22 protein-coding genes and 1 pseudogene are annotated in these 26079 nt (G+C 61.8%); 8 read left to right on the plus strand and 15 right to left on the minus strand.

Going from position 1 to position 26079, the window contains the following annotated elements:
• Positions 1-9: 9 nt before the first annotated feature.
• The 5 genes and pseudogenes from dapA to WM40_RS16865 all read right to left on the minus strand — a co-directional run bounded on the left by dapA (position 10) and on the right by WM40_RS16865 (position 4304).
• Positions 10-948 (minus strand): 4-hydroxy-tetrahydrodipicolinate synthase, encoded by a 939-nt coding sequence (dapA, locus tag WM40_RS16845; protein ID WP_046153454.1) that lies wholly within the window; start codon positions 946-948, stop codon positions 10-12.
• 124 nt (positions 949-1072) lie between these two features.
• Positions 1073-1734: pseudogene (locus WM40_RS16850) on the minus strand (site-2 protease family protein).
• Positions 1735-1900: 166 nt separating this feature from the next.
• Positions 1901-2560, minus strand: a complete 660-nt coding sequence (locus tag WM40_RS16855) for an L-threonylcarbamoyladenylate synthase (protein WP_024902379.1) — start codon at positions 2558-2560, stop codon at positions 1901-1903.
• Positions 2561-2572: 12 nt separating this feature from the next.
• Positions 2573-3418, minus strand: a complete 846-nt coding sequence (locus tag WM40_RS16860; protein WP_024902378.1) for a 3',5'-nucleoside bisphosphate phosphatase — start codon at positions 3416-3418, stop codon at positions 2573-2575.
• 4 nt (positions 3419-3422) lie between these two features.
• Positions 3423-4304, minus strand: a complete 882-nt coding sequence (locus WM40_RS16865; RefSeq protein ID WP_024902377.1) for a ferritin-like domain-containing protein — start codon at positions 4302-4304, stop codon at positions 3423-3425.
• Positions 4305-4634: 330 nt separating this feature from the next.
• Between WM40_RS16865 and WM40_RS16870 the strand changes: the two genes are divergently transcribed.
• From WM40_RS16870 to WM40_RS16880, 3 genes are all read left to right on the plus strand, one after another.
• A complete protein-coding gene (locus tag WM40_RS16870; protein ID WP_024902376.1) occupies positions 4635-5159 on the plus strand; it encodes a gamma carbonic anhydrase family protein in 525 nt (174 codons plus the stop codon).
• A gap of 27 nt (positions 5160-5186) precedes the next feature.
• Positions 5187-6125, plus strand: coding sequence for an Hsp33 family molecular chaperone HslO (gene hslO, locus WM40_RS16875; protein WP_024902375.1), 939 nt, complete (start codon positions 5187-5189; stop codon positions 6123-6125).
• A gap of 61 nt (positions 6126-6186) precedes the next feature.
• Positions 6187-6660, plus strand: coding sequence for a hypothetical protein (locus WM40_RS16880; RefSeq protein ID WP_157685827.1), 474 nt, complete (start codon positions 6187-6189; stop codon positions 6658-6660).
• 78 nt (positions 6661-6738) lie between these two features.
• On the opposite strand, the gene ftsB is transcribed toward WM40_RS16880, so the two are convergent.
• The 8 genes from ftsB to WM40_RS16920 form a co-directional block, all read right to left on the minus strand.
• On the minus strand, positions 6739-7194 hold the full coding sequence (gene ftsB, locus WM40_RS16885; RefSeq protein ID WP_024902373.1) for a cell division protein FtsB: 456 nt from the start codon (positions 7192-7194) through the stop codon (positions 6739-6741).
• 175 nt (positions 7195-7369) lie between these two features.
• A complete protein-coding gene (eno, locus tag WM40_RS16890) occupies positions 7370-8662 on the minus strand; it encodes a phosphopyruvate hydratase (RefSeq protein ID WP_024902372.1) in 1293 nt (430 codons plus the stop codon).
• Between the two features lie 162 nt (positions 8663-8824).
• On the minus strand, positions 8825-9688 hold the full coding sequence (gene kdsA / locus WM40_RS16895; protein ID WP_024902371.1) for a 3-deoxy-8-phosphooctulonate synthase: 864 nt from the start codon (positions 9686-9688) through the stop codon (positions 8825-8827).
• On the minus strand, positions 9675-11378 hold the full coding sequence (locus tag WM40_RS16900) for a CTP synthase (protein ID WP_024902370.1): 1704 nt from the start codon (positions 11376-11378) through the stop codon (positions 9675-9677). The genes kdsA and WM40_RS16900 overlap by 14 nt, the downstream gene beginning before the upstream one ends.
• A gap of 511 nt (positions 11379-11889) precedes the next feature.
• A complete protein-coding gene (locus WM40_RS16905; RefSeq protein ID WP_052738378.1) occupies positions 11890-14802 on the minus strand; it encodes a DNA internalization-related competence protein ComEC/Rec2 in 2913 nt (970 codons plus the stop codon).
• A 36-nt stretch (positions 14803-14838) separates the two neighbouring features.
• A complete protein-coding gene (locus tag WM40_RS16910) occupies positions 14839-15744 on the minus strand; it encodes a TatD family hydrolase (protein WP_036008123.1) in 906 nt (301 codons plus the stop codon).
• A 142-nt stretch (positions 15745-15886) separates the two neighbouring features.
• Positions 15887-16657 (minus strand): lipoprotein-releasing ABC transporter ATP-binding protein LolD, encoded by a 771-nt coding sequence (gene lolD, locus WM40_RS16915; protein ID WP_024902368.1) that lies wholly within the window; start codon positions 16655-16657, stop codon positions 15887-15889.
• Positions 16650-17903 carry a lipoprotein-releasing ABC transporter permease subunit gene (locus WM40_RS16920; RefSeq protein WP_024902367.1) on the minus strand — a complete coding sequence of 418 codons (1254 nt, stop codon included), beginning with the start codon at positions 17901-17903 and terminating at the stop codon, positions 16650-16652. The genes lolD and WM40_RS16920 overlap by 8 nt, the downstream gene beginning before the upstream one ends.
• A 286-nt stretch (positions 17904-18189) precedes the next feature.
• Between WM40_RS16920 and WM40_RS16925 the strand changes: the two genes are divergently transcribed.
• The 5 genes from WM40_RS16925 to WM40_RS16945 all read left to right on the plus strand — a co-directional run bounded on the left by WM40_RS16925 (position 18190) and on the right by WM40_RS16945 (position 25299).
• A complete protein-coding gene (locus tag WM40_RS16925) occupies positions 18190-19653 on the plus strand; it encodes a hypothetical protein (protein WP_024902366.1) in 1464 nt (487 codons plus the stop codon).
• 150 nt (positions 19654-19803) lie between these two features.
• Positions 19804-21567, plus strand: a complete 1764-nt coding sequence (gene recJ / locus WM40_RS16930) for a single-stranded-DNA-specific exonuclease RecJ (protein ID WP_024902365.1) — start codon at positions 19804-19806, stop codon at positions 21565-21567.
• Positions 21568-21658: 91 nt separating this feature from the next.
• Positions 21659-22784, plus strand: a protein-coding gene (gene prfB / locus WM40_RS16935) for a peptide chain release factor 2 (RefSeq protein ID WP_096335527.1) whose coding sequence is annotated in 2 segments (ribosomal slippage) — positions 21659-21739 and positions 21741-22784 — 1125 coding nt in all. Because the reading frame shifts where the segments join, the coding sequence is not laid out codon by codon here.
• A gap of 94 nt (positions 22785-22878) precedes the next feature.
• Positions 22879-24417 carry a lysine--tRNA ligase gene (lysS, locus tag WM40_RS16940; RefSeq protein ID WP_024902364.1) on the plus strand — a complete coding sequence of 513 codons (1539 nt, stop codon included), beginning with the start codon at positions 22879-22881 and terminating at the stop codon, positions 24415-24417.
• Positions 24418-24657: 240 nt separating this feature from the next.
• Positions 24658-25299 carry a glycine zipper 2TM domain-containing protein gene (locus WM40_RS16945; protein ID WP_024902363.1) on the plus strand — a complete coding sequence of 214 codons (642 nt, stop codon included), beginning with the start codon at positions 24658-24660 and terminating at the stop codon, positions 25297-25299.
• Between the two features lie 164 nt (positions 25300-25463).
• On the opposite strand, the gene iscX is transcribed toward WM40_RS16945, so the two are convergent.
• The gene (iscX, locus tag WM40_RS16950) at positions 25464-25661 is read right to left on the minus strand and encodes a Fe-S cluster assembly protein IscX (protein ID WP_046153456.1); all 198 of its coding nucleotides are present in this window, start codon (positions 25659-25661) and stop codon (positions 25464-25466) included.
• A gap of 76 nt (positions 25662-25737) precedes the next feature.
• Entirely contained in the window at positions 25738-26079 is a 342-nt protein-coding gene (gene fdx, locus WM40_RS16955; protein WP_024902361.1) for an ISC system 2Fe-2S type ferredoxin, read from the minus strand.

Consider the following 26079-nt stretch of genomic DNA (forward strand, 5'->3'; position numbering starts at 1 on the left):
CGGTCCTTCTCAGATAGACGACAACAGGCCAGCGTCCCGCATGGCGGTACGCATATCGGCGTGGAAGCGCGCGTCGAACGGTGTCAGCGGCAGGCGGACGCCGCCGGCAATCTTGTTCAACTGCTGCAGCGCCCACTTGACCGGGATAGGATTTGCCTCGACGAACAGCGCGCGATGAAGCGCAAGCAACTTCAAATGCAACGCCCGGGATGTTGCAATGTCACCGGCCATCGCTGCCTTGCACAAGTCATGCATGGCACGCGGCGCGACGTTCGCGGTAACGGAGATATTGCCGTGACCGCCGAGCCACATCAACGCAACCGCCGTCAGGTCGTCGCCGCTAAACACGGAGAATCCTTCGGGTGCATCGCGCAAAAGGCCCGCCGCGCGGTCCAGATTGCCGGTGGCGTCCTTGATGCCAATGATGCCGGGCACCGCTGCCAGACGAATCGTCGTCTCGTTGCTCATGTCAGCAACGGTGCGACCCGGAACGTTGTACAGGATGGAGGGCAGGTCGACGGCTTCCGCAATCGCCTTGAAATGCCGGTATATCCCTTCCTGCGTCGGCTTGTTGTAGTACGGTACCACTTGCAACGTGGCGTCCGCGCCAAGGCGTTGCGCCTCGCGCGTCAAGGCTATCGCTTCGTTGGTGGAATTTCCGCCGGCGCCGGCAATGACCGGAATCCGTCGGTCCAGATGCTTGACGGCGGCATCGATCATCAGCAGGTGTTCGTCCACCGGCAATGTCGGCGATTCACCACTGGTACCGACGACGACGACGGCATCGGTACCTTCGGCTACATGCCAATCGAGCAACGCGCAAAAAGCCGGCAGGTCGAGGGCGCCGTCATCGCGCATCGGCGTAACAATCGCGACGATGCTGCCCTGAATGGAACGTCGCGCGACGCCGTCTTTGTCGGATCCGCGCACGGTGGAAGCAAGGTTCATGGCACTCTGAAATTCGAGGATTCGAAACGGTAATGCGCGATTGTAACGGATTCAGGCCCGCACACCTATCGGCAAAGGTTTCAATACGTTGCAGCGGGCCTGACAGCGGCCCTACGGGTGATTTTTACCGAACCAGGGCGAGCAACGGAAGCAGCATGAAGCGGATCACCTGAAAAAAACATCGATCAGCGGTGATAACCAGTAACGTTGCAACAGGCTGGTGAGCACCAGCGCCATCACGATATAAAACCCGTAGGGCTCGATCCGGGAAAATGCGTAACCCTGCTTGGGTGGTAGCAGTGCGACCAGGATCCGACCACCATCGAGCGGCGGCAGCGGAAACAGGTTGAAAACGCACATCACCAGATTCACCATGAGCCCGGCCTGCGCCATCTGCAGGAAAAAGGGTTCCACGACGCCCGACACCTGCAGCAGCACCGACGTAATCGCCCAAATCAGCGCCTGCACGAAATTGCAACCCGGTCCGGCCAGCGTGACCAGCAAGCCATGCCAGCGCGGATTGCGAAGCTGGCCGAACGCCACGGGCACCGGTTTAGCGAAACCGAACAGGAACGCCCCGCTGGTCACGAAATAAAGGATCAGCGGCATCACGATCGTGCCGATGGGGTCGATATGTCGCGACGGATTCAGGCTGACGCGACCTAGCACATAGGCGGTGCGATCCCCGAAAAGATAGGCGACATAGCCATGGGCGGCCTCGTGCAGCGTGATCGCGAACAGGACGGGAAGCGCGTAGACCGCGATGGTTTGAATGAGGGTATCCATATTTGGCCGCTATTGTAACAACACGCGAGGCCCGTCGCGCCACCGCCGACTATTTTTTGCGGAAGAATCGACCGCCTCATGACGTCGGCACACGCCCTCGGAACCACCGAGGCACGCCCGCTAGCGATCGATAGGATGGTATTAATGGCGTCCGCCTTGCCCGGATCTAGCGGACCGCGGAATCGGCCACCACGTCATCCTCGGACAGCCCGAACGGCGCGAGGTCGCCGCGTCCGACGCGCACCAGAATCGGGGCCGGCCCCGTCAGATCGATCACGGTGGACGGTTGGGCCGCACACGCGCCACCGTCGATGACGAGGTCGATCTGCTTTTCGAGGCGGACGCGAATGGCTTCCGGGTCGTTCAACGGCTGCGTGTCCGGTGGCAGAATCAACGTCGAGGCAATCAGCGGCTGCCCCAGTGTTTCCAGGACCGCGAGCGTCAACGCGTGCGCCGGGACACGCAACCCGATAGTCTTGCGCGATGGGTGCGAGAGCCGTCGCGGCACTTCCTTCGTTGCCTGGAGGATGAATGCATAGGGTCCCGGCGTCACGGCCTTCAAGGTGCGATATTGCTGATTATCGACGATCGCGAAATTCGATAGTTCGGACAAGTCCCGCACCAACAGGGATAGCAGTGCCCGCTCGTCCAGACCGCGAAGACGTCGGATACGCTCGACGGCGGCCCGATCGTCGAGATGGCACGCCAGGGCATAACTGGAATCGGTGGGTAGCGCGATAACACCGCCGTTATTCAGGATTTCCACCGCCTGGCGCACCAGTCGCGGCTGCGGGTCCACGGGATGCATACGGAAATACTGCGCCATCGAAACCGCTCCTTAAATCCAATCTTTCCACACCGGCACCAGATCCGTCGGCAGCGGTGGCAAGGTCCCAGGCATGTTGCGGCCATCATCCATGCCGTGGAAGTCCGAACCGCGCGATGCCCGGAAGCCGTATTGCCGAGCCACCCGCGCATACGCCACATATTGATCGGGGGTGTGGCTGCCGGTGATGACCTCGATCGCATCGCCGCCACGTTGGCGAAATTCATCAAACAGCGCGGCGAATTCCAGATCCGTGTACTGATACCGTCCCGGGTGGGCGATGACTGCAGTACCGCCGGCCGCCTGAATCCATGCCATCGCGTCGCCGAGGGAGGCCCAACGATGCGCCACGTAGCCTGGGCGGCCCTCCGACAAGAAGCGCCTGAAAACATCCGCGGTGTTGGCCGCCACCCCGCGCTCGACCAAAAAGCGCGCGAAATGTGTACGGGAAATCAAATCCGGATTCGACACATACCGTAACGCGCCGTCATACGCGCCATCGATCCCCATTGCGGCAAGCTTGTCGCCTATCAAACGCGCACGGGATTGGCGTCCGCCGCGAATGCTCGTCAGCCCGCGCGCCAAGGTGGGATGCTCGGGGTCCACATTGAGGCCTACGATGTGGAGGGTTCGCTTGGCCCATGTCACCGATATTTCCACGCCGCTCACATAGCGAATGCCATGCGCTTCGGCAGCGGCAGCGGCCCGGGCCTGGCCGCCAATTTCATCATGATCGGTCAATGACCACAGTGTGACGCCTCCTTTCGCAGCCAGCGCGGCGACGTCCTCCGGGGACATCGTGCCGTCCGAAACGGTGGAGTGGCAGTGAAGATCGGCATTGACGAAGTAAGCATTCATTGCATCATTTTATCGCAGACTCGCCGCCTGCCTCGGCCATCTGTGTCAGTGCCGCGATTTCGGCGTCGTCGAAACCCGCAGCCTTTCGCGCAGCGATATTGAAAGGACCGTGTTGCCGCGGCGCCCGGTAATCCCGGGCCAGCACGGCGTAGTAACCCACGGGGTCCCTTCCGCTACGGGTACACAGCCAACGGTACCAGCGGTTACCGATGGCGACGTGGCCGACCTCATCGCGCAAGATGATGTCGAGGATGCCGGCAGCAACCGTATCGCCTGCCGCGGCCAGTTTGGCGCGTATCGGCGGCGCCGCATCCAGCCCGCGGGCTTCAAGCGTGCGCGGCACTAGCGCCATGCGCGCCAGCACATCGTCTTTCGTCCGCAAGGCCATCTCCCACAAGCCGTCGTGCGCGGGATATGCGCCATAGGCGCTGCCCAGGTACGCCAGATGGTCCGCCAGCAACGTGAAGTGATAGCCTTCCTCCGCGGCCACCTTGATCCAGTCCCGATAGAAATCAAGAGGCATGCCATCGAATCGCGCTACCGCATCCAGCGCCAGGTTGATCGCATTGAATTCGATATGTGCAATTGCATGCAGCATCACGCAACGGCCCTCAAGCGTGGCGACATTCCTGCGCGCCAGATCGCGAGGATCGACAAGTCGCGGATGCACGGGACGGCCCGGCACGTCCGGCGGCGGATGCACACCACTGTCGGTCGCCATGTCGTTGCCGGCCTTGGCGCCGCTTTCCGGGGTGGCCGTGGATAAGCCGTCCTGCAACGCTCGCGCCATTGCCGCTTTTTCTCTCGGCGCTTCCACGAGCAGCGCGTCCCGGGCCGCCCATCGTAATCGCGAAAGCGCATGCGCCGTCATCAGCCGTGACTTCATTTCACTGCTTCCTTTTTTTACCGCCCCCATCCAGTACCCGGGCCGTGTAGTCAACGGGACTGCCGTTACAGTCGGATACAATAGCGGATATACGCGCCCACGGTCCGCCACCCGCCATTATCTATCCCGCGCGGTGGTTGTAGAAAGTCGACGCGAACGTCATTCGCGGCGCCCGTGGTCTCATAACCGCGGCGTCGGCGCTTGATACCCGGCGATGCGACCCCATTTCATAGGGCATCCGGCCTCATGTCTCCGTGGGTGCGTGTCGGCCCAAGCATGGCCCCGCCCTATCCCTTTGCCCGACGCGCTTCCACGCGGCCAGGAGACAACGTGACGATTTACCGCCTAGGGGAATATGTCCCTATTATCGATGAAACTGCTTTTGTTGCGCCCGGCGCTACCGTGATCGGGCGGGTGACGCTGGGCCCCGGCGTCAGTGTATGGCCGGGCGCGGTGCTACGCGGCGATAACGACGTCATTGAAGTGGGCGAAGGCAGCAATATCCAGGATGGATCGGTGCTGCATGTGGATGCGGGCCATCCGATGCGCATTGGTCGCGGTGTGACCATCGGGCATCAAGTGACGTTGCATGGCTGCACGATCGAGGACAATGCGTTGATCGGCATTCAATCCGTCATTTTGAATGATGCGGTAATCGGACCGGATACGCTGGTCGGCGCCGGAGCGTTGGTCACGGAAGGCAAGCACTTCGGACCAGGTGTCATGGTGCTGGGATCACCGGCCAAGGTCGTGAGGACGTTACGCCCGGAGGAAATAGAGAAACTACGCGACAGCGCGCGAAGTTATGCCGCACGCTGTGCGTTTTACAAGGAAAACCTGGCCCGTGTGGGGTAAGGTTTGAACACTGCAGGTACATCGGCAATGAATGATCAGTTAGAACGCTTCATGTTCGAGGCGGGACCCGTTCGAGGCGAATACGTCTCATTGAAAAAGACGTGGCGCGACGTGCTCGACCGCCGCGACTACCCAGCGCCAGTGCGGGCGATGCTTGGCGAGATGATGGCGGCATCGGCCCTGCTATCGGCCAACCTCAAATTCGACGGCGCGCTCGTCATGCAGATCCACGGCGATGGCCCGGTGAAAATGCTCGTGGTCCAATGTAATTCGGATTTGTCGATGCGCGCCACCGCGAAACTGGCAGTCGACGTGACGTCTTTGCCAGAGAACGCGACCATGACGGAACTCGTCAATCTCAACGGGCAGGGACGATGCGCGATCACATTGGACCCGCGCGAAAAACTGCCGGGACAGCAGCCCTACCAAGGCATCGTTCCGCTATCCGATGACGATGGGCCGATCACCAGCATCGGCGGCGCGCTCGAATACTACATGCAGCACTCGGAACAGCTGGATACGCGGCTTTGGCTTGCTGCCGACAGCGAACGCGCGGTAGGCGTTCTGTTGCAAAAGATGCCGGGTACCGGCGGGCATGCATTGGCCAGCGACGATGGCGATACCTGGGACCGCGTCTGCGCGCTCGCCGGCACGCTGAAACAGGATGAGATGCTGTCGACCGAGGGCGACACACTGATGCATCGCCTGTTCTGGGAAGAACGGCGCGCGCATGCGGACAGCCAGCCAACGCGCTTCGCCTGCGGTTGTTCACGCGAAAAAGTCGGCGGGATGCTAACCATGCTCGGACGCGCCGAGGTGGACGATATCCTCGACGAAACCGGCGAAGTCGAGGTCCATTGCGAATTTTGCAATGAGCGCTACGTATTCGATCGCGTCGATGCCGTGCAATTATTCACGGCCCCGATACCTGGCGACGTGTCGCCCGCGCCGGAACAACGCCACTGATGTGCGCTGTACCGCCGGCGTGACGCTGGCGGATTTAATCCGCACCACCGGAGAAATCATCATGCCCGTCACTTCCCGGCAGAATCGGCCAGGAACGCGCAAGCAATCGATTGCACACCTAATGATATCCGCCTGCATCTGGCGGGCGTTCACGCGACGGTATACGTGCGCGTTGATGCTGCCCTGCTGTTCCGCGCTATTGCTTGGCGCATGCACCACGCCTCCAGCCGGCGCCCGAATCACCGCCCCTGCAGGTACGATACTGAGCCGCTTGCCGCCCGGAACGCCAGGTGCCGCAACCTTCACGCCGGAGCGGGAGCCAAGCGCGGAAGAAAAAGCACGGCGCTATGACGAACTGGATCGGCAAGCACTACGTGAACAGGACGAGGTGTTCCGCGCCGAAGAAGCCGCCGCGATTGCTGCCGCCGCGGCGCGTCGCAACAATGTCTATGCAACGCCCTATTACGGCGGCTATGGTGGCTACGGCGGTTGGAACGGGTGGGGCGGGGGAAATGGCTGGGGATGGGGATGGTAGCGCGTCACCATGACAGGCCCTTTGCCCATGCAAGGCGTGTGTAGCACGCATGGGCTCAAGGCATGACATTACGCATCATCAATCATGACGGCTGCGACGCTTTTCAACGGCATCCTTGCGTCGGGCCGCCTCATCCGCGAGGCGCTTGGTCTGCGCACGGCCACGGGCCGGCGGCTCCGGCACGACGGAAAGCGGTGTCGTCGACATCACGCCCCGCGTCGACAAATCGGATTGCGTGTTCTGTGGCAATTTCATCTGCTCGGCTGGCGAAACGAATTGAACGAAGACCTCGTCCTGCTTGATCATCCCCAACTCATAGCGCGCGCGCTCTTCCACAGCCGCCGTACCATGCTGCAGGTCGTCGACTTCGCCGGCAAGACGATCATTCCGATCCTTTGCATCGGCATTTTTCTGCAGTTGGTTTGCAAGCTGCTGCTGCAGATCATGCACGCGCAGCCACCCGCCCGAACCCCACCACAGCGGATATTGGACCAGCACCAGCAGCGCGATCAAAACGACGGTAACGAGCCGCATACTCTATTTTCTGAATCCCGGCGGGCATACCCGTACCGTGATAGCCAATCCAATTTATTGAGATACCGCTTAAGCAGACGCCGGCGAGCCCCCCCGCCAAAAGACAGAAGCACTCGCCGGCGCAATGCACCTGCAGGGCGGGACGCGCAATGATGCCGCGCGTCCGTGCTAAGGCTTAACCCAACCGGGACAAATTGTAAAACGTCGAACGACCTGGATAGCTGGCAATATCGCCCAAGTCTTCCTCGATACGCAACAACTGGTTGTACTTGGCGATGCGATCACTACGCGACAATGAGCCCGTCTTGATCTGCCCCGCATTCAAACCGACCGCAATATCAGCGATCGTCGCGTCTTCCGTTTCTCCCGAACGGTGCGACACAACCGCGGTATAGCCTGCACGCTTGGCCATCTCGATCGCGGCAAACGTCTCAGTCAGCGTGCCGATCTGGTTGATCTTGATCAGAATCGAATTGGCGATACCGCGCTGGATGCCTTCCTTCAGGATCTTCGTATTCGTCACGAAGAGATCATCCCCGACCAGTTGAACCTTCTTGCCCAGCACATCGGTGAGGTATTTCCAGCCGTCCCAGTCGTTCTCGGACATACCGTCCTCGATCGACACGATCGGGAATTTGTTGGCCAGCGTTTCCAGATAGTGCGTGAATTCCTGGGACGACAACTCCAGGCCCTCGCCGGTGAGTTTATAGCGGCCATCCTTGTAGAACTCGGACGATGCGCAGTCGAGCGCCAGAAGGATGTCCTCGCCCACGCGATAACCCGCCTTCTCGATCGCCTGGCTGATCGTGCCGAGACACTCCTCGTTCGAAGCGAAGTTCGGTGCGAAACCGCCCTCATCCCCGACCGACGTGCTGTGCCCCTTCTCCGCCAACAAGGACTTCAGCGCATGAAACACTTCCGTGCCTGCGCGCAGCGCCTCACGGAAAGTCGGTTGCCCGACTGGCATGATCATGAATTCCTGGATGTCCAGGTTGTTGTTCGCATGCGCGCCGCCATTGACGATATTCATCATCGGCACCGGCAATTGCATGGCGCCCGAACCACCAAAATATCGGTACAGCGGCAAGCCCGCTTCCTCGGCGGCCGCTTTCGCGACAGCCATTGATACCGCCAGCATCGCATTCGCACCAAGCCGTGACTTGTTCTCTGTACCGTCCAGTTCGATCAACGTCTTGTCCAGGAACGCTTGCTCAGCCGCATCCAGCCCCAGAATCGCTTCCGAAATCTCGGTGTTGATGTGTTGGACCGCGGTCAGTACACCCTTGCCGAGATAGCGGCTCTTGTCGCCATCGCGTAGCTCGATGGCTTCGCGTGCGCCGGTGGATGCGCCCGACGGCACTGCCGCCCGCCCCATCGTCCCGGACTCCAGCAACACATCGCACTCGACGGTCGGATTGCCACGCGAGTCCAAGATCTCGCGGCCGATGATGTCAACAATTGCACTCATGGTTCTCTCGATAGTTCAAATAGAAACCGCTTGCGATCCCGTCGACATCGGTCGACGGCCGCGCTACAACACGCGCCGCGGGTAACGCGCTTACCCAACTCGCCACGCCGCGCCTGTTGCGCAATTCATGTTGCTACCGTTTCTACCGCCGCCGCACGGCCCTTACTGGAAATCGTCTTCCAGGAACGGCTGGCGCTTGACGACATCATCCAGCGTCTTCAACGTCTCAAGAAGACGACGCATATGTCGCAACGGCACGGCATTCGGCCCATCGGACAGTGCGCACGCCGGGTCCGGATGCGTCTCCATGAACAGCCCCGCCACGCCGGTGGCAACCGCCGCACGCGACAACACCGGGACAAACTCACGCTGACCGCCCGACGACGTGCCTTGACCGCCCGGCAACTGCACCGAGTGCGTGGCATCGAACACGACCGGCGCGCCCGTCTCCCGCATGATCGCAAGTGATCGCATATCGGACACAAGATTGTTGTAACCGAACGAAACACCACGCTCGCAAGCAAAGAACCGATCTTCGCTCAGCCCTGCTTCCTTGGCCGCCGCGCGCGCCTTGTCGATGACATTCTTCATGTCATGAGGGGCCAGAAACTGCCCCTTCTTGATATTCACCGGCTTGCCCGACTGCGCCACCGCCCGGATGAAATCGGTCTGGCGGCACAAGAAAGCCGGCGTTTGCAGAATATCAACCACGGCTGCCACCTCGGGCACTTCCGCCTCGGTATGAACATCGGTCAGCACCGGCACCTGCAATTGACGCCGTACCTCCTCCAGAATGCGCAAACCCGCATCCCGGCCCGGTCCCCGAAAGCTGCTACCCGAGCTGCGATTCGCCTTGTCATACGAGGACTTGTAGACGAATGGTACTCCCAGACTGCCACAAATTTCCTTCAGTTGCCCTGCGACGTCGATCGTCATTTGCGCCGACTCGACGACGCAGGTTCCCGCGATCAGAAAAAACGGCTTGTCCAGCCCGACATCGGTATCAAGAAAATCACAGAGTTTCATGCGCTGTCTCCCGTTTCGACGGGTTGCCGGATTCCCCGGCAGCTTGCTTGTGGGCCAACGCGGCACGCACATAGGCTGAGAACAGTGGGTGCCCATCACGCGGGGTCGACGTAAATTCCGGATGGAACTGCACGCCCATGAACCAAGGGTGCAACCCGTCCTGCAATTCCATCATTTCAGGCAGATCTTCGGTGGGCGTGCGGGCGCTGATCACCAGGCCTTTCTGCTCAAGTTGCGGTACGTAATGGTTATTCACTTCGTAACGATGGCGATGACGTTCGTTGACATCGTCGCCATAAATCGATTGCGCACGCGTGCCGGATTTCACCGGGCAACGCTGTGAGCCCAACCGCATCGTGCCGCCCATATCCGATTGGTCGCTACGCTTTTCAACGCGGCCGTCACGATTGAACCACTCGGTGATCAGCGCCACCACAGGCGCCGGCGTCATGGGATCGAACTCGGTGCTGTTGGCCTTGTCCAGGCCGACGACATTGCGTGCAAACTCGATCACCGCAAGCTGCATGCCGAGACAGATACCCAGGTACGGTATCTTAGATTCACGCGCAAAGCGGATTGCCGCGATCTTGCCTTCCGTACCGCGTTGACCAAAACCGCCCGGCACCAGGATCGCGTCGAGATGGGACAACGCCGCTGCGGCACCGCCGCTCTCTTTCTCGATTTCCTCGGAGTCGATGTACTGAATATTGACGCGGGTTTTCGTATGAATCGACGCATGGCGCAATGCCTCGATCAACGATTTGTAGGACTCCGTCAAGTCGACATATTTGCCGACCATGCCGATAGTCACTTCGTTTTCGAACGATTGCAACGCATCGACCAGGCCCGACCATACCGTCAGGTCAGCCGGCTTCGCATCAAGCTTCAACTCTTCGACGATGATCGAATCCAACCCTTGGTCATGCAGCATCTGCGGAATCTTGTAGATGCTGTCGACATCCCACACCGAGATGACCGCTTCCTTGTGTACATTCGAGAACAAGGAAATCTTCGCCAGTTCGTCGTCCGGAATCGGACGGTCGGCACGGCAGATCAACGCGATTGGCGAAATACCGATTTCGCGCAACTTCTGCACGCTGTGCTGGGTCGGCTTCGTTTTCAACTCGCCGGCCGACGGGATATACGGCACCAGCGTCAGGTGGACGAAGCACGCCTGATTGCGCCCCAGGCGCAAGCTCATCTGTCGCGCCGCCTCCAGGAACGGCAACGACTCGATGTCACCGACGGTACCGCCGACTTCCACGATGGCGACATCCGGCTCGCCGCACGTCGCCATTTTGGCGCCGCGCTCGACGAATGCCTGGATCTCATTGGTGATATGGGGGATCACCTGGACCGTCTTGCCCAGATACTCACCGCGTCGCTCTTTACGCAAAACGGTTTCGTAGATCTGCCCGGTGGTGAAATTATTGGCACGGCGCATCTTTGTACTGATGAAGCGCTCGTAATGGCCGAGATCAAGATCTGTCTCGGCGCCATCCTCGGTGACAAACACTTCCCCATGCTGAAATGGACTCATCGTGCCGGGATCGACGTTGATGTAGGGGTCCAGCTTCAGGAGGGTGACTTTCAGGCCGCGCGATTCGAGAATCGCGGCAAGGGACGCAGCGGAAATGCCTTTTCCGAGTGAGGAAACGACTCCGCCGGTGACGAACACATATTTGGTCATCGCAGGAATGCTCGCGGGAAAGCGGAATTATACCGTAGAAGCGGCCTGCCACGCCCCCCGGATCGGGCGAAAATTTTTCGATGCAACCGCCCCACCGTCCGACCCGCGCTTGACACGAACCGTTAATAGGTTTCAAAAATCGACACTCTCCCACTTCGCTCGAGGCAACGCGCGACGCATACCGGACGAAGCCACATCGCGGCGATTCGGCCATTTTTGCCACATGCACCGCAATATTGACCATCAAGGCGAAGCAAGCGCCAGTCATCCGCTTCGCGGCGACCTAGGCTGGATTCAAGACGAAGCCCGCTGCATCCCGAACGATGCCGCCAGCCCGTCCATTGATTGATTTGGCATTTCATTGGAGGTTATCCATGATCGTCACGAACCCAGCCATGATGGCTTTCCTACTTTGGAAACTCGTATTGGTCATTGCCGGTATCGGCAGCGTCCTGCTGTTTGGCACGCCTCCCATGGGCAATTGAGCGTCAGACCTGCCATACCGGCCCGCTCAATCGGACATATTTGTCATCCAGTATCGACGCCTGTGATATCGCAGTGTCTCAACCGTCATATCGGCGTTGCGGCTGATAAACCGCACTGCGCCGTCGGTATCGCTGCGATGCGTCATAACGCCACGCTCGGTGTAGCGCGGCACGACCCCCGTGGACGGATGACGATGCCGATTGCGAAAGCCCATCTGAAACACGACGTGGCGTGGCGCCACAGCCTGGATGAACGGCGATGTCGACGACGTGGCGCTGCCGTGATGCGGTGCCAATAGCACGTCCGCGCGTAAGGGGATACGGGCTTTGCGCAGTGCCTCTTCCTGTGGCGCTTCGATGTCCCCTGCGAGCAGCACCGCGTGCACGCCGTTTGATATCCGCAACACGCAACTGACGTGATTCGGCGGCGCACGGCGCAGCGGGTCCAGCGGCCATACGGTGTCGAATCGCACGCCGTCCCACGACCATGTGTCGCCCGCGCGGCATCGCCGTCGGACAGTGCCCCGCGCGCCGGCAATGCGCCAAAGCGGCGGCAACGACGCTGCATGACGGCCCTCGCCCGCTGCGGCGCGCACCGGCAACGGCCAGGACGCCAGCAAATGGCGCACCGGAATGTGCGCCATGACGGACAGCGCGCCGCCGTAGTGGTCATCGTGCGGGTGGCTGATGACGAGGGCGTCGAGCGTCCATACGCCTTCTCGCCGCAACGACGGCACGATGACCTGCGATCCCGCATCGCCGCTCGCGCCATAGGGCGGACCGGTATCGTACAAAAGCCGATGACGCTGCGTTTCGACGAGTACCGCATTGCCCTGACCAATGTCGTACATCGTGATGCGAAACCCGCCTGCCGGAAGCAATGCGGGCCGGTAGAGAAACAGCGGAAGACATAGCAGAGATGCAATAACCCGCTGCGCCGGCCAAGCACCACGCGGCGCAAGCAAGAGCAAGACGCCAATGCATGCGCACGTGAGCGCCAGCGGGCTCGGCGCGGGCACCCGGATCGTGTCCGCAACGCCAAGCGCGGACGACACCGCTGAAGCGCACGCAATCAACCAGCCAAGGCCCTGGTGCAGCCACGCGACGGCACCGTGAGCGACGTGCCATGCCATCGCATCGAGTGGCGCGGGCAACACCAGGCCGCAGAAAACCGCTGGCACCGCGATAAAGCTCACCCAAGGTATGGCCAGCAGATTCGCAATCGGGCTGATCGGCGAGGTTTCACCGAACCAGACCAGTGTCGCCGGCGCCAGCGCCAGCGACAAGGCCAATTGGAGCCGGCATGTCATCCACACCCCGCACCACAGCCTTGCGGGACATGCACGCCATGGCGGCCGAGACCACGCGGATTGCGGTGGCCGAATGAACGCAACGTCGCCGGCACGCTCGCGCGCATCCCCGCCGCTCGACGGTTTACCGTTCGTGCACGCGGTGGCCATCACCCCGACCTGTTCCGAACGCGGTGGCGCAAGCGGGCGCCACTCACCGGGATGATGAGGCATCGTGAACCGGCGTCCGTTGACATCATGGTCATCCGGCACCCGATTCCGGTTGATGCCCTCCCTACCTGGCGGGCGCACTGGCCGGGGCATGGCCGCTGCCAGATACAGAATGGCCCCGACAGCACCGAACGACAGCCAGCCGCCCGCCGACTGCATGGCCCACGGATCGACCAACACCACCAGCCACAATGCCAGGCACCACATCACCGTTGCCCCTACGCGACGTCCGTCGAGGCCGCATACACAATATGCCGTCAGCATCCAGAAAGCGCGTTGGGCGGGGATCCCGAAGCCGGACAACGCGACGAACGCACCGGCGGCTACCAGACTCACCAGACCCACGAGGCGTTGTCGCGGCACGATCAGCAGCAACCGCGTCATGCAACGGCGGCGCAGCAACACGGCCGCTCCCCAGGCTGCGCAACCTGCGGCCAATCCGATATGCAGGCCCGATACCGCGACGAGATGATTGGTGCCGGTACGGGTGAAACGCGTCCAGTCATCGGCGGCAATCGCAGACTGCAGTCCGAGCGCCAGCGCGGATATCACACCGCGATGCGGCATGCCGCCGAGTACTGTTTCAATCCGATCGTCGATGCGGGAGCGAACCCGCTCGACCGCGGGGCGCAGTTGCCAGATACCGCCGAAAACGCCATCGCCGGCGCGCCGCGCCGCTTGCTTTACGTGAAGCGGTGCCGCCGAGCGCGCATATCCGGTCGCGCGTATTCCACGCTGGAATAAAACCGCCTCGCGCATCGGCATACCGAAATTCGCCGCCCCATGCGGTCGCTGCAACCGCGCGACTACCCGCCAGACTTGCCCGGCTTGGGGCACGGCCGCCTTTGCCGCGGACGTCCCGATCCGTAGTTGTACCAGCCCGACAAACTGGTCGCGCTTTCTCTCGTCATTCCCCTCCCCGGCGGCCCCACGGGCGAGAAGCGCGGTCGAGTGTGTCCCCGCTTGCGCGCGGGGCACACCCGTCGCCGACATCGCGTGCAAGACGCTCAATGTCACACGCCATTCGGACGACGCAGGCATCTTGTCAATCGGTCGATTCGGCCATGTCGAGGCAGTGGGAACACGCACCGGCATCGTCTCGATTCGGCCGATTAGCACAACATCGCGTCCCTCCCACGCGGTGGGCCACACCGCCACCATATGTCGATGTGCCCGCCACGCCGCCCAGTCATAGCCCGCCAGGCCGGCTGCGACCACCAGCAATCCACAGCGGACATAGGGCACGGCCCGCACTGCGTACACCGGGGACCTGAAATACACTGCACCCAATACATGACGACACACCAGCAGCAGCGCACCGGTGATGGCCACGCAACCCATCGCCATGACCTCCGGCAGTTGCATCGCGCGGTGCAGCCACCACGCGCCCGCGGCGAAGCCCAGTGCAATCGATCGCATCCCACCTCACCGCATCGCCTATGACGTTGCGATCGATTATCGCGGCAGCCGGGCCAGCCGGGGCAACGCGACGAGCGCATTGGCTGTCGTGCCGACAGCCACCTGGTCTAAGGTCATGCCACGCAGTTCGGCAAGTGTCTCGGCGATACGGGGGATCTGGTCTGGCTGGTTGCGGCGGCGTACGCTCCCGCCGCCAGGGCGGATGACAGGATCCGCGCGCGGCAACGGTTCGCCTTTACGCATGACCGCCCCATCGTCGGCATGCCGGTCGTCGACCGACGGTTCGGACAGGGGCGTTACGAGCCATTCCGGCGGGATATCCGGCGCATCGGTCTCGACCACAATGGCTTCGAACGGCAACGAAGCCGCCAGCCGTCGAATCTGCAATGCGCGCGGGAACGTCATGGCACCGCCAAAGCCAAGCTTGAAGCCTTGCGCGATATAGTTGTCAGCCTGCTGCCGACTGCCGTTGAAGGCATGGCCGATACCCTGACGGATGCCGAATCGACGCAGCCCTGCCAATACCTGATCCTGCGATCGTCGCACGTGGCAGATCACCGGCAGATCAAGGTCGCGGGCCAAGCGCAATTGCGCTTCGAAGATGGCGCGTTGCTTGGCGTCGTCGAGCGTTGGAACAAAATAGTCGAGACCGATTTCTCCGATCCCGACAAAGCAAGGATCGTCGCGGGCGGCTTCGGCCTGGACACGAAGCGCGGCAAGATCCTCGTCAGTAGCGTCGGCAGTAAATAAAGGGTGTATTCCTAGTGCGTAGGCGATACCTGGCCGCGCATGCGCGAGGGCACGCACGGCATTGAAATTGGCACGGCAGACCGAGGGGACGACGATCGTCGACACGCCTGCCGCGCGGGCCAATGCCGCCTGTTCGGCGCGGTCGGCGTCGAACTCACGCGCATCCAGATGGCAGTGCGTGTCGATCCACATGTCCGAGACTCCCGCTCGTTATGCCGCTTCGTACGCTGACCGCGCGGCGCGATCCCCTGGCACCGTTGCCACCGCCCGTCGTCGCGCCATGCGAATAACCAGGAAGGGCTCCGCCAATATTACGACCTCGCGCCGCGCTGGCTCAACCGCCATGCAATCCCGTAACGGCGCCCAGGACGCTCGGATCTTCCTCCAACTTGCCGCCCTTCAGCCGCAGCACCCGATCACATCGACCGGCCAGATCGAGATCGTGGGTCACGATGATGAAGCTCGTCGCCAACGTCTGCGACAACTCCATCATCAGCGCAAACACGCCGTCTGCCGTTTCACCGTCCAGGTTGCCGGTGGGTTCATCCGCCAGCACACAGGCAGGATCATTGACCAGGGCCCGCGCGATGGCGACGCGCTGCCGCTCGCCGCCCGACAATTCACCCGGACGATGGTGGGCGCGATGCCCCATGCCCACGCGGTCGAGCAATTGTTGCGCCTTTTGCCTTGCATCGCGTTCGGCGACCCGACGGATCCGCAATGGCATGGCCACGTTGTCCAAGGCGCTGAACTCGGCCAGCAAATGGTGGAACTGGTAGATAAAGCCCAATGAGCGATTGCGCACCTCGTCGCGCGCTTTTTCGCTCAAACGCGAGTAAGGCTGGCCGAGCACCGCGATCTCGCCACTGCTCGGATCGTCAAGGCCACCCAATACATGGAGCAAGGTGCTTTTGCCAGAGCCCGATGCCCCCACGATGGCAACCTTTTCGCCGCGGCCCACCATCATCGACGCGCCACGGAGTACCTCGACACTGGCGCGACCCTGATCGAAGCGCTTGGTGACCTCGGTCGCGCGCAGCACGGCAAGGTCGGTGCCGTCATCATGAAGCGGTGTTGCCGCCCGGACAGGGATTGCATTACTCATAACGAAGCGCCTCCGCGGGTTTCACGCGCGATGCGCGCCAGCTGGGATACAACGTCGCCAATGCGGCCATCACGAAGGCGATGAGGCCGATACGAAGGACATCGCCCGGTTCGAGCTGTGATGGCAACTCGCTGATGAAATAGACCGAGGGCGGCAGGAACTGCACGTTGAATACATGTTCGATAAATGGCACGATGACCGGAATGTAGTACGCGATCAGACTGCCGAAGCCAACACCCAGCGCCGTGCCGATAAAACCGACGGTCACTCCCTGGATAAAAAAGATCTTCATGATCGACCCGCGGCCTGCCCCAATCGTCCGAAGAATCGCGATATCGGGCTGTTTGTTCGTCACCGTCATCACGAGCGACGACACCAGATTGAATGCCGCCACGGCAATGATCAGCGTCAGGATGACGAACATCATCCGCTTTTCGATCTGTACCGCGGAGAACCAAGTCTGGTTCTGCTTCGTCCAGTCTCGCACATACAGATCGCCGGAAAGTGTCCGGGACAACGCATACGCGACCTCGGGCGCTCGCTGCATGTCGGTCAGCCTGAGGCGCACGCCGGTCGGCGCGGTCTTGCGAAACAATGCCTCCGCATCGCGGATATCAATCAACGCCAGCCCGCTGTCGTATTCGTAATGTCCCGATGAAAAAACACCTACCACGGTAAACTGCTTCAGCCGTGGCAGCAGTCCAGCCGGTGTCATCGTGCCTTCTGGCGCCACCAACGTCACCTTGTCGCCTCTTTCCACGTCCAACGCCGCCGCGAGAGCCTGCCCCAGGACAATACCGAATTCACCTGGCTTCAGATCATCCAGCTTGCCGTCGACCATTTCCTTGGCGATATCCTCAACCTTGGATTCCTGCTCCGGCAACACGCCACGCAGCGCGACGCCGGTAACCGTCTCGCCGCGTGTCAACAATGCCTGCGCATCGACATAAGGCGCGGCCGCGACGACCTCACGGTTGCGCAATGCTTCCTTGGCGGTCAATTGCCAGTCCGGCATCTGGCCCGTTGGCGAATAGATCTCGATGTGCGCCAACACGGACAACATGCGATCGCGCACTTCTCGCTGGAAGCCGTTCATCACGGATAACACGATGATCAACGCCGCCACGCCCAGCGCGATCCCGGTCATCGAGATCATCGAGATGAACGAGATAAAGCCGTTACCGGTAGTACGTTTGCCGGCGCGCGTATAACGCAGGCCGATCTGCCATTCAAAGGGAAGTTTCAACGGGGCCCGTCCTGGAAAAAGCGGTGCGGCAAAGCCTCGGGCAAATCAACGCGACGCCGGCAGCCACTTCCGGCTCGGTTCTCGCGGCATGTCGCCCGACCACATGACCGACCCACGGCCCGCGGTGCACCAGCCGGCAAGTTTGCCACAAATTGGCATCGGTTCGCCTGCCGTCGCGCTTTATGTAGCGGCAGACGTGGCGGCGACCAGCGCACGGGATGCGCCGTGGCGGTAACAGGCGCGGACGCCTCGACCGATTCGGATATGGCCTACAATGCGTTCCACCATGCCGAAACGTCTTTGCGCCACCCTTCATTTCCTGCTGCCTTTCGCGTTGCCGACGCGGCCTCATGCCCCGGATGGCGGGGCGGCATTCGCTGATGCGGCAACATACGACGCGCACGCCGAGGATACAAGCTCGTCCCGCACCGTCTCGTTTGCCTCGGACGCCGCGACGGTCCACGACACCGGCGACCTGGCGGTACCGGGCGTCGGATCGCCCGCACACGATGCACGGCGTGCCCAGGCGGACACCGCCGCCGCGCTGGCAGGCGCCGAGCGCGCACTACGCGCGCTGCTGACGGCACGCGAGACACCCGCTTTTGATACATTGTTACGGCGGGCACGTCTCATCGACAGCGATACCGGCGATGACTACCAGCGCAGTCTGCCGCACGAACGCTGGCTTTCACGCCGGTACGGTCTGCCGCCGATCCATGCGGCGCAAGACGCGCCACTGGCCCCGTTCATGATGCTCGCAGACGGACTCGACCCAAGCGCAATGGCGGCCGATCCTGACCGCACCATTGACGAGGCCGGCGCCATGGCATCGGGCGGCGTCGTGCAATGGGCGTGTCTGGAACCGGCGCATATCGAAGTCACGCATGATCGCCTCGTTCTCGCGCATCCGCAGACACTCGGCATCGACGCGACGGAAGCGACCCACCTCGCCGAAGAGATCGCCACATCGGCCACCGCCCGGGGCCTGTATTTCGTGGCGCCGTCACCCACGCGCTGGTACCTGGGCGAGCGTCGCGGCACGTTGCTGGCCGGTTTGCATGGCGCATCGCCGCTACGCGCCGCGGGCCGAAGTATTGATATCTGGTTGCCGGTCGACGAGACGCAGGCGGATGCGGAGGGCGTCGCGCCCCGCTCATCGCGGTGGATGGGTTTCCAGACCGAATTGCAGATGGCCTGGCACGCACACCCGGTGAATACGATGCGGGAGGCGCGAGGGGCGCGCGCCGTCAACGCGGTCTGGCTGCATGGCCGCGGTACCTGGCCCCCCCCCGCCATCCCCGATGCGCCTTTTTCAATTACTTTTGCCGATGCGGCCGCCGCGCGTGGATTGTCGATCGCCGCGGGGCGGCCGGCGCGCCCATTGCCGGCCAATTTCGCCGCGCTATGCGCGGGTCTCCGTGAAAGCGGCCACGTTGCCGACACGCCGAACCCGGATGAAGCCCGCCGAACGCAAGGCGGCGCTGGCGACAGCCCACCGCAAACGATACTGATCCAGACCGACGCCCTGTCGCTGCCAATGATCGATGAAGACTGGCGGTCGTGGCTGGACGCGTTCGCGGCCCTGGATCAGTCCTGGTTCGCGCCGGCACTGCAAGCGCTTCGCGAGCATGTCATCGACGAGATTCGCTTGACGCCGTGCGGTGAGCAGGCGGCCAAGACCTTGTCGATACGCCGCGGCGATCTCCTGGCATTCTGGCGGCGGCGTACCTTCGCGGGATTGCTCTCGTGACGGCGCGCCCTGCCGGCGGGGGCATTCTTCGATGCACGCAACCGCACAAGGGGTCGCGCCCCCCTGGCCACGAGCGCGGGTAATCGCCGCGGCACCGCGAGCCGCCCTTCTCCTGATTCTTCGTCATTCCTTGCAGAGTCCGTCACGCGTATGTCCCAAACGGTCACGATCCAGTCCCGCACCTGTCCTCCCTTGCATGTCGACGCACTGATTCGCGCCGGGCTGCATCCGGTGCTTGCCCGCCTTTACGCGGCGCGCGGCGTCGAGCAGGCGGATGACATCGAAACCGGCATCGACCGGTTGTTGCCGCCCGCGGCGCTCATGGGCATCGAGCAGGCGGCCGCGCGACTCGCCGATGCCATCGACGACCGCCGCCGCCTGCTGGTCATCGCCGACTACGACTGCGATGGCGCCACTGCGTGCGCCGTCGCCGTGCGCGGCCTGCGGATGCTCGGCGCCGATGTCGACTATCTCGTGCCGAATCGTTTCGAGTATGGCTATGGCCTGACGCCGGAAATCGTGGCGCTGGCAATGTCGCACCCGCGCCGCACACCCGAGTTGCTGATCACGGTCGACAACGGCATCGCGAGCGTCGACGGGGTCGCGGCCGCTCGCGCCGCCGGGGTCGACGTCGTCGTCACAGATCACCACCTCCCGGGAGATACGCTGCCCGACGCCTGCGCCATCGTCAATCCGAACCAGCCGGGCTGCACGTTTCCAAGCAAGCACATCGCAGGTGTGGGCGTCATGTTTTATGTCCTGCTGGCCACACGCGCCGTCATGCGAGACCGCGGACGCTTCCAGATGCCCGCTTCGCCATCCGGCACCGATCTCCCACGCCAGCCCAATCTGGCCACCTTGCTCGACCTCGTAGCGTTGGGCACCGTTGCCGACGTGGTCCGCCTGGATGCCAACAACCGCATCCTTGTCGACCAGGGATTGAAACGCATACGCGAGGGCAAGATGCAGCCGGGTCTCGCCGCGTTGTTCCGTGTGGCCGGCCGCGAGGCGCGACGTGCCGGCGTGCAGGACATGGGGTTCGCCGTAGGGCCGCGCCTGAACGCCGCCGGGCGTCTCGCCGATATGTCGGTGGGAATCGAATGCCTGCTGAGCGACGATGACGGCCGGGCCTGGGAATTGGCACAATTGCTCGACGGCATGAATCGCGAGCGCCGCGATATCGAGAGCGGCATGCAGACCGAGGCGCTGGCGACCCTCACCGATGTCGACCCGGCACGCACGACGCTGGCCATCTTCGATCCGCAGTGGCATCAAGGCGTGATTGGCATTCTGGCGTCGCGGCTCAAGGAAAAGTTCTACCGTCCCACGATCACGTTCGCGCCGGCCACCGACGATCCCGTCGCACAAGGCGCGCCGGACGCATTGATCAAGGGATCCGGGCGCTCGATCCCCGGTTTCCATTTGCGCGACGCACTGGATCTGATCAGCAAGCGGCACCCCGGGTTGATCGACAAATTCGGCGGCCACGCGATGGCGGCGGGCCTGACGATGCGCGCGGACGCGCTCCCAACCTTCACGGACGCGCTGGAAGCGGTTGGTCGCGAATGGCTTCCCGCTCACGCGCTGCAGCGTGTCGTCGAAACCGATGGAGAACTGGAGGAAGCTTATTTCACCGCCACGTTCGTCGAACTGCTCGAGGCAGGCATCTGGGGGCAAGGGTTTCCCGCACCGGTCTTCTCCGGCGTTTTCGACGTTCGCGCACAGTCGCTGGTCAAGGAACGCCATTTGAAACTGCAGTTGTACCGCGGCAACCGACGCTACGACGCCATCTGGTTCAATCGCACCGAGACGCTGCCGGATCAGGCAATCGTCGCTTACCGGCTATCGCGTGACACTTATAACGGCGTCACCCGCGTGCAGATGATCGTCGAGCATGCGCACGGTTGCAACTAGGAATGGCCCGTTTCGGCCCGTGAAGCCCCGAGCATGGCGGGCCGATCAGCTATAATTCCACGATTCATCTCAAGCCTTACTGGAAAGACACATGGAAGCGGAACGTTTGAACGCAATCGACTCGACCATCGCCGATCTGCGGGTTCGTGCCTCCGACTTACGGGGGTATCTTTGACTTCGATGTCAAGGAAGCCAAGCTGATCGAAGTCAATAAGGAACTCGAAGATCCGAACGTCTGGAACGATTCGCAGCACGCCCAAGCGCTCGGCCGGGAGAAAAAACTCCTTGACGGGGTCGTGACCACGATCATCCAACTCGACGAAGACCTGGCGGGCACCGCTGAGTTATTCGAGCTGGCGCGCGAGGAAGGCGACGAAGAAACCCTCGAGGCCGTCGCCGCAGACGTGGACGGACTGCGCGCGCGCGTCGAAGGCATCGAATTCCGTCGGATGTTCAGCAACCCGGCCGATCCGAGCAACGCCTTCATCGACATCCAATCGGGTGCCGGCGGCACCGAGGCCTGTGACTGGGCGTCCATGCTGATGCGCCAGTACATGCGCTACGCGGAACGCAAGGGCTTCAAGGTCGAAATCCTCGAACAATCGGATGGTGACGTCGCCGGCATCAAGAGCGCCACGATCAAGATCGAGGGCGAATACGCGTACGGATATCTCCGTTCCGAAACCGGCGTGCATCGTCTGGTGCGGAAATCACCGTTCGATTCGTCGGGCGGTCGCCATACCTCGTTCAGTTCCGTGTTCGTGTATCCGGAAGTGGATGATTCGATCGAAGTCGACATCAATCCGGCAGACCTGCGGATTGATACGTACCGTGCGTCAGGCGCCGGCGGGCAGCACATCAACAAGACCGACTCGGCCGTGCGGATCACGCACATCCCGACAAATATCGTCGTGCAGTGTCAGAACGATCGATCACAGCACCGGAACCGCGCCGAAGCCATGGCGATGCTGCGCTCGAAACTGTTCGAAGCCGAATTGCGCAAGCGTCAGGCCGAGCAGGACAAGCTGGAAGCGGGCAAGACCGATGTGGGCTGGGGTCACCAGATTCGCTCGTATGTGCTCGACCAAAGCCGGATCAAGGACCTGCGCACGAACGTCGAAATCAGCAATACCCGCTCGGTGCTGGATGGTGACCTGGACGAATTCATCAGCGCCAGCCTGAAAATGGGCGTCACGTCGACCCGCCCGGACGTCTGACACCCGTGCCGTGCCGCGCTAAGATCGATGCGGCGCGGCGTCTCCCCCGCTCGACGCTTTTTTTGCAGCATTACCGTAGCCTAGAAACGACAAGATGACTGACAAGCCCACCCAGGCCGCGGACGGCGCCGCCACCGCACCGGCACTCGACGAGAACAAACTGCTCGAGGAACGCCGTGAGAAACTGAATACGCTGCGTACGCAAGGCCAGGCCTATCCAAACGACTTCTCGCCGATGCATCACGCCGCGGCGCTGCAAGCAGCCTATGAAACACAGGACAAGGAGACGCTGGAAGCGCAGCCGGTCACCGTGTCTATCGCCGGCCGGATGCTGCTGAAACGCGTGATGGGCAAGGCCAGCTTTGCGACCCTTCAGGACGACGGGGCGCAGATTCAGTTGTTTGTCACGCGTGACGACCTGGGTGAAGACGTCTATGCGGCATTCAAGAAATGGGATCTGGGTGATATCGTCGCGGCCAGCGGAACGCTGATCCGGACGAAGACCGGTGAACTGTCGGTACGCTGCACGACACTGCGCCTGATGAGCAAGTCACTGCGGCCGTTGCCGGACAAATTCCACGGCCTGGCGGACCAGGAAACGCGCTATCGCCAGCGTTATGTCGATTTGATCGTGACACCCGAGGCACGTCGCACCTTTGTCAACCGGACGAAGATCATCGCGGCGCTGCGGTCGCACATGAGCGATGCAGGCTTCCTCGAAGTGGAAACGCCGATGCTGCACCCCATTCCGGGCGGTGCCAGCGCCAAACCGTTCGTGACCCATCACAATGCGCTGGATATGCAGATGTATATGCGTATCGCGCCCGAGTTGTACTTGAAGCGGCTGATCGTCGGCGGCTTCAACCGCGTGTTCGAAATCAACCGGAATTTCCGGAACGAGGGCGTGTCACCACGCCACAATCCTGAATTCACGATGATGGAGTTCTACGCCGCGTACACCGACTATCGCTGGTTGATGGACTACACCGAAGCCTTGATCCGTGATGCGGCCATCGCCACGTTGGGGAATGCGTCGATTTCCTACCAGGGTCGGGCGCTCGATTTCACGAAGCCGTTCCATCGGTTGACGATCAAGCAGGCGATTCAGGCGCACACCGATTACACCGACGCGCAACTCGATGATATCGACGTAGTGCGCACCGAGCTGAAAAAATTCGGCGTGGATACGCAGTCGGGGCCGATGAAAACAGCCGGCATTGGTGCATTGCAATTGGCGCTGTTCGAGGAAACCGCGGAATCCAAGCTGTGGGAGCCGACGTTCATCATCGACTATCCGGTGGAAACGTCGCCCTTGGCGCGTGCATCGGACGCGGATCCGGGAATCACCGAACGATTTGAGTTGTTCATCACCGGCCGCGAAATTGCCAATGGCTTCTCCGAGTTGAATGATCCGGAAGATCAGGCGGCGCGCTTCCGCAAGCAGGTTGAACAAAAGGACGCCGGTGATGACGAGGCCATGTTCTACGATGCGGACTACATTCGGGCATTGGAACATGGCATGCCGCCCACCGGCGGTTGCGGCATCGGCATCGATCGCCTCGTAATGCTGCTGACCGACAGTGCGAACATCCGCGATGTCATCCTGTTCCCGCATCTACGCAAGGAAGAGTGATTGCCGGGTCGCACGGGAGCGCTATGCGCCGCACTCGCGCGGCCGACAGAAAAACGACCCATCCTGGCGTCAATTTTGCTTTACTCCGATCAGCCGTCGGGCGTCCAGCAGAGCAGACAGCACCATCGCGACGTACAAACGCTCGCAACTGCTTACATTATGAAACGCCCGACGTGCATGGGATCACCGATACTTATTACACAATAAATCAGTAAAAAAAGTGAATCGGAGGAATGCATCATGGAACCGGTCAATCAACGCGCACACGGCCTGGTAAATAGGTCACGAATTCACCCGCTGGTGGCCACGGCAGCAGGCGCGGTCATCGTGGCCTGCGGCGTAGGCGTCGCGGCAATGACGGGTGTCCTGCCCCGTGCGGGCGGTCAAACAGCCGCGAACGCGGTGCCGCCCACACCGGCGACCGCGCAGTATGCACAAAATACCGCGCCCACCGGACAGGTTCTACCGCAAGCAACGGCGCCGGCCGCACCACCGCCGGTGCAACGCGTCGCCGAAAATACCCCGCCGCCGTCACCCGCACCGGCCATCTGCCATAGCTGCGGCACTGTAACGTCGATCAACGCCTATAAGGTGGAAGGTCATGGCACAGGTCTCGGAGCGGTAGGCGGTGCGGTAGCCGGCGGCCTGGTGGGTTCGGCGTTCGGTGGCGGTCATGGCCGGATTGCGACAACGCTGCTGGGCGCGGCGGGGGGCGGTTACGCAGGCAATGCGATCGAGCGCAATGTGCGTAGCACCACCAACTACCGGGTGACCGTGAGAATGCAGGATGGCAGCTATCGCACCTTCCGGTACGCCAGCTCGCCGCCAGTCTCCGAAGGTCAGCGCGTGCATGTCGAGAATGGCGTGTTACGTGCAGGGTAAGCGGCTGCCCTTATTGCCCGCATGACGTGTTGGAAAAAGCCCCTACCGCATGGCGATGCGTTGCATGCGGCTGGGGCTTTTTCACTTGCCGCTGCCGAAACGACGTCGCAGACGTAGGCAACAGCCGTATTTCCGCTGTATCCGGCTCTCAGCGCTCAGGCCGATCAATAATCCGCTTCCTCGATCCATGCCGCCTGAATCGCTTCGAGAATTTTCTCGTTGGAACGGTCCGGCGCGTCGTCGAAACCGTCAAGGGCAATGACCCATTTGTGCAGATCGGTGAAGCGCACCAGCGTCGGATTTTGATCCGGCATGGCTTCGGACAAGGCGATCGCAATGTCGTTCGTATCGGTCCACTTCATCGTGTTACTCCTGTTTGCCCTGACGTTGCCCGGTCGTCGCGTTCGATTTCCAGGCCTCCATCGCGCCCCCGCGGGCTCAATGACCTTCCTTCGCGTGATTGATTGTATAGCGCGGGATCTCGACAACGACATCGGTATCTGCCGGGACAAATGCCTGGCATGACAGACGTGACGTCGGCTCCAGCCCCCAGGCCTTGTCCAGCATGTCGTCCTCGTCTTCCTCGGAGGGCGTCATATCATCGAAACCCTCGCGGATCACAACGTGGCAGGTCGTGCAGGCACATGACTTCTCACATGCGTGTTCGATCTCGATGCCATGTTCGAGCAGATTGTCACAAATAGACTTCGACACATCCGCGTCGATCACCGCGCCGTCAGGACACAGATGCGCGTGGGGTAATACGACAATGTGAGACAT

The sequence above is a fragment of the Robbsia andropogonis genome (genome assembly GCF_000970345.1).
Lineage (GTDB): Bacteria > Pseudomonadota > Gammaproteobacteria > Burkholderiales > Burkholderiaceae > Robbsia > Robbsia andropogonis.

Excerpts from the sequence above, each read along its gene's own strand:
- WM40_RS16865 (WP_024902377.1), bottom strand. The coding sequence starts at position 4,304 with ATGAAGTCACGGCTGATGACGGCGCATGCGCTTTCGCGATTACGATGG.
- WM40_RS16925 (WP_024902366.1), top strand. The coding sequence starts at position 18,190 with ATGCCGAAACGTCTTTGCGCCACCCTTCATTTCCTGCTGCCTTTCGCG.
- WM40_RS16910 (WP_036008123.1), bottom strand. The coding sequence starts at position 15,744 with ATGTGGATCGACACGCACTGCCATCTGGATGCGCGTGAGTTCGACGCC.
- hslO (WP_024902375.1), top strand. The coding sequence starts at position 5,187 with ATGAATGATCAGTTAGAACGCTTCATGTTCGAGGCGGGACCCGTTCGA.
- kdsA (WP_024902371.1), bottom strand. The coding sequence starts at position 9,688 with ATGAAACTCTGTGATTTTCTTGATACCGATGTCGGGCTGGACAAGCCG.
- WM40_RS16860 (WP_024902378.1), bottom strand. The coding sequence starts at position 3,418 with ATGAATGCTTACTTCGTCAATGCCGATCTTCACTGCCACTCCACCGTT.
- iscX (WP_046153456.1), bottom strand. The coding sequence starts at position 25,661 with ATGAAGTGGACCGATACGAACGACATTGCGATCGCCTTGTCCGAAGCC.
- WM40_RS16900 (WP_024902370.1), bottom strand. The coding sequence starts at position 11,378 with ATGACCAAATATGTGTTCGTCACCGGCGGAGTCGTTTCCTCACTCGGA.
- eno (WP_024902372.1), bottom strand. The coding sequence starts at position 8,662 with ATGAGTGCAATTGTTGACATCATCGGCCGCGAGATCTTGGACTCGCGT.
- ftsB (WP_024902373.1), bottom strand. The coding sequence starts at position 7,194 with ATGCGGCTCGTTACCGTCGTTTTGATCGCGCTGCTGGTGCTGGTCCAA.
- recJ (WP_024902365.1), top strand. The coding sequence starts at position 19,804 with ATGTCCCAAACGGTCACGATCCAGTCCCGCACCTGTCCTCCCTTGCAT.
- WM40_RS16945 (WP_024902363.1), top strand. The coding sequence starts at position 24,658 with ATGGAACCGGTCAATCAACGCGCACACGGCCTGGTAAATAGGTCACGA.
- fdx (WP_024902361.1), bottom strand. The coding sequence starts at position 26,079 with ATGTCTCACATTGTCGTATTACCCCACGCGCATCTGTGTCCTGACGGC.
- WM40_RS16905 (WP_052738378.1), bottom strand. The coding sequence starts at position 14,802 with ATGCGATCGATTGCACTGGGCTTCGCCGCGGGCGCGTGGTGGCTGCAC.
- WM40_RS16880 (WP_157685827.1), top strand. The coding sequence starts at position 6,187 with ATGCCCGTCACTTCCCGGCAGAATCGGCCAGGAACGCGCAAGCAATCG.
- lolD (WP_024902368.1), bottom strand. The coding sequence starts at position 16,657 with ATGAGTAATGCAATCCCTGTCCGGGCGGCAACACCGCTTCATGATGAC.
- dapA (WP_046153454.1), bottom strand. The coding sequence starts at position 948 with ATGAACCTTGCTTCCACCGTGCGCGGATCCGACAAAGACGGCGTCGCG.
- lysS (WP_024902364.1), top strand. The coding sequence starts at position 22,879 with ATGACTGACAAGCCCACCCAGGCCGCGGACGGCGCCGCCACCGCACCG.
- WM40_RS16855 (WP_024902379.1), bottom strand. The coding sequence starts at position 2,560 with ATGGCGCAGTATTTCCGTATGCATCCCGTGGACCCGCAGCCGCGACTG.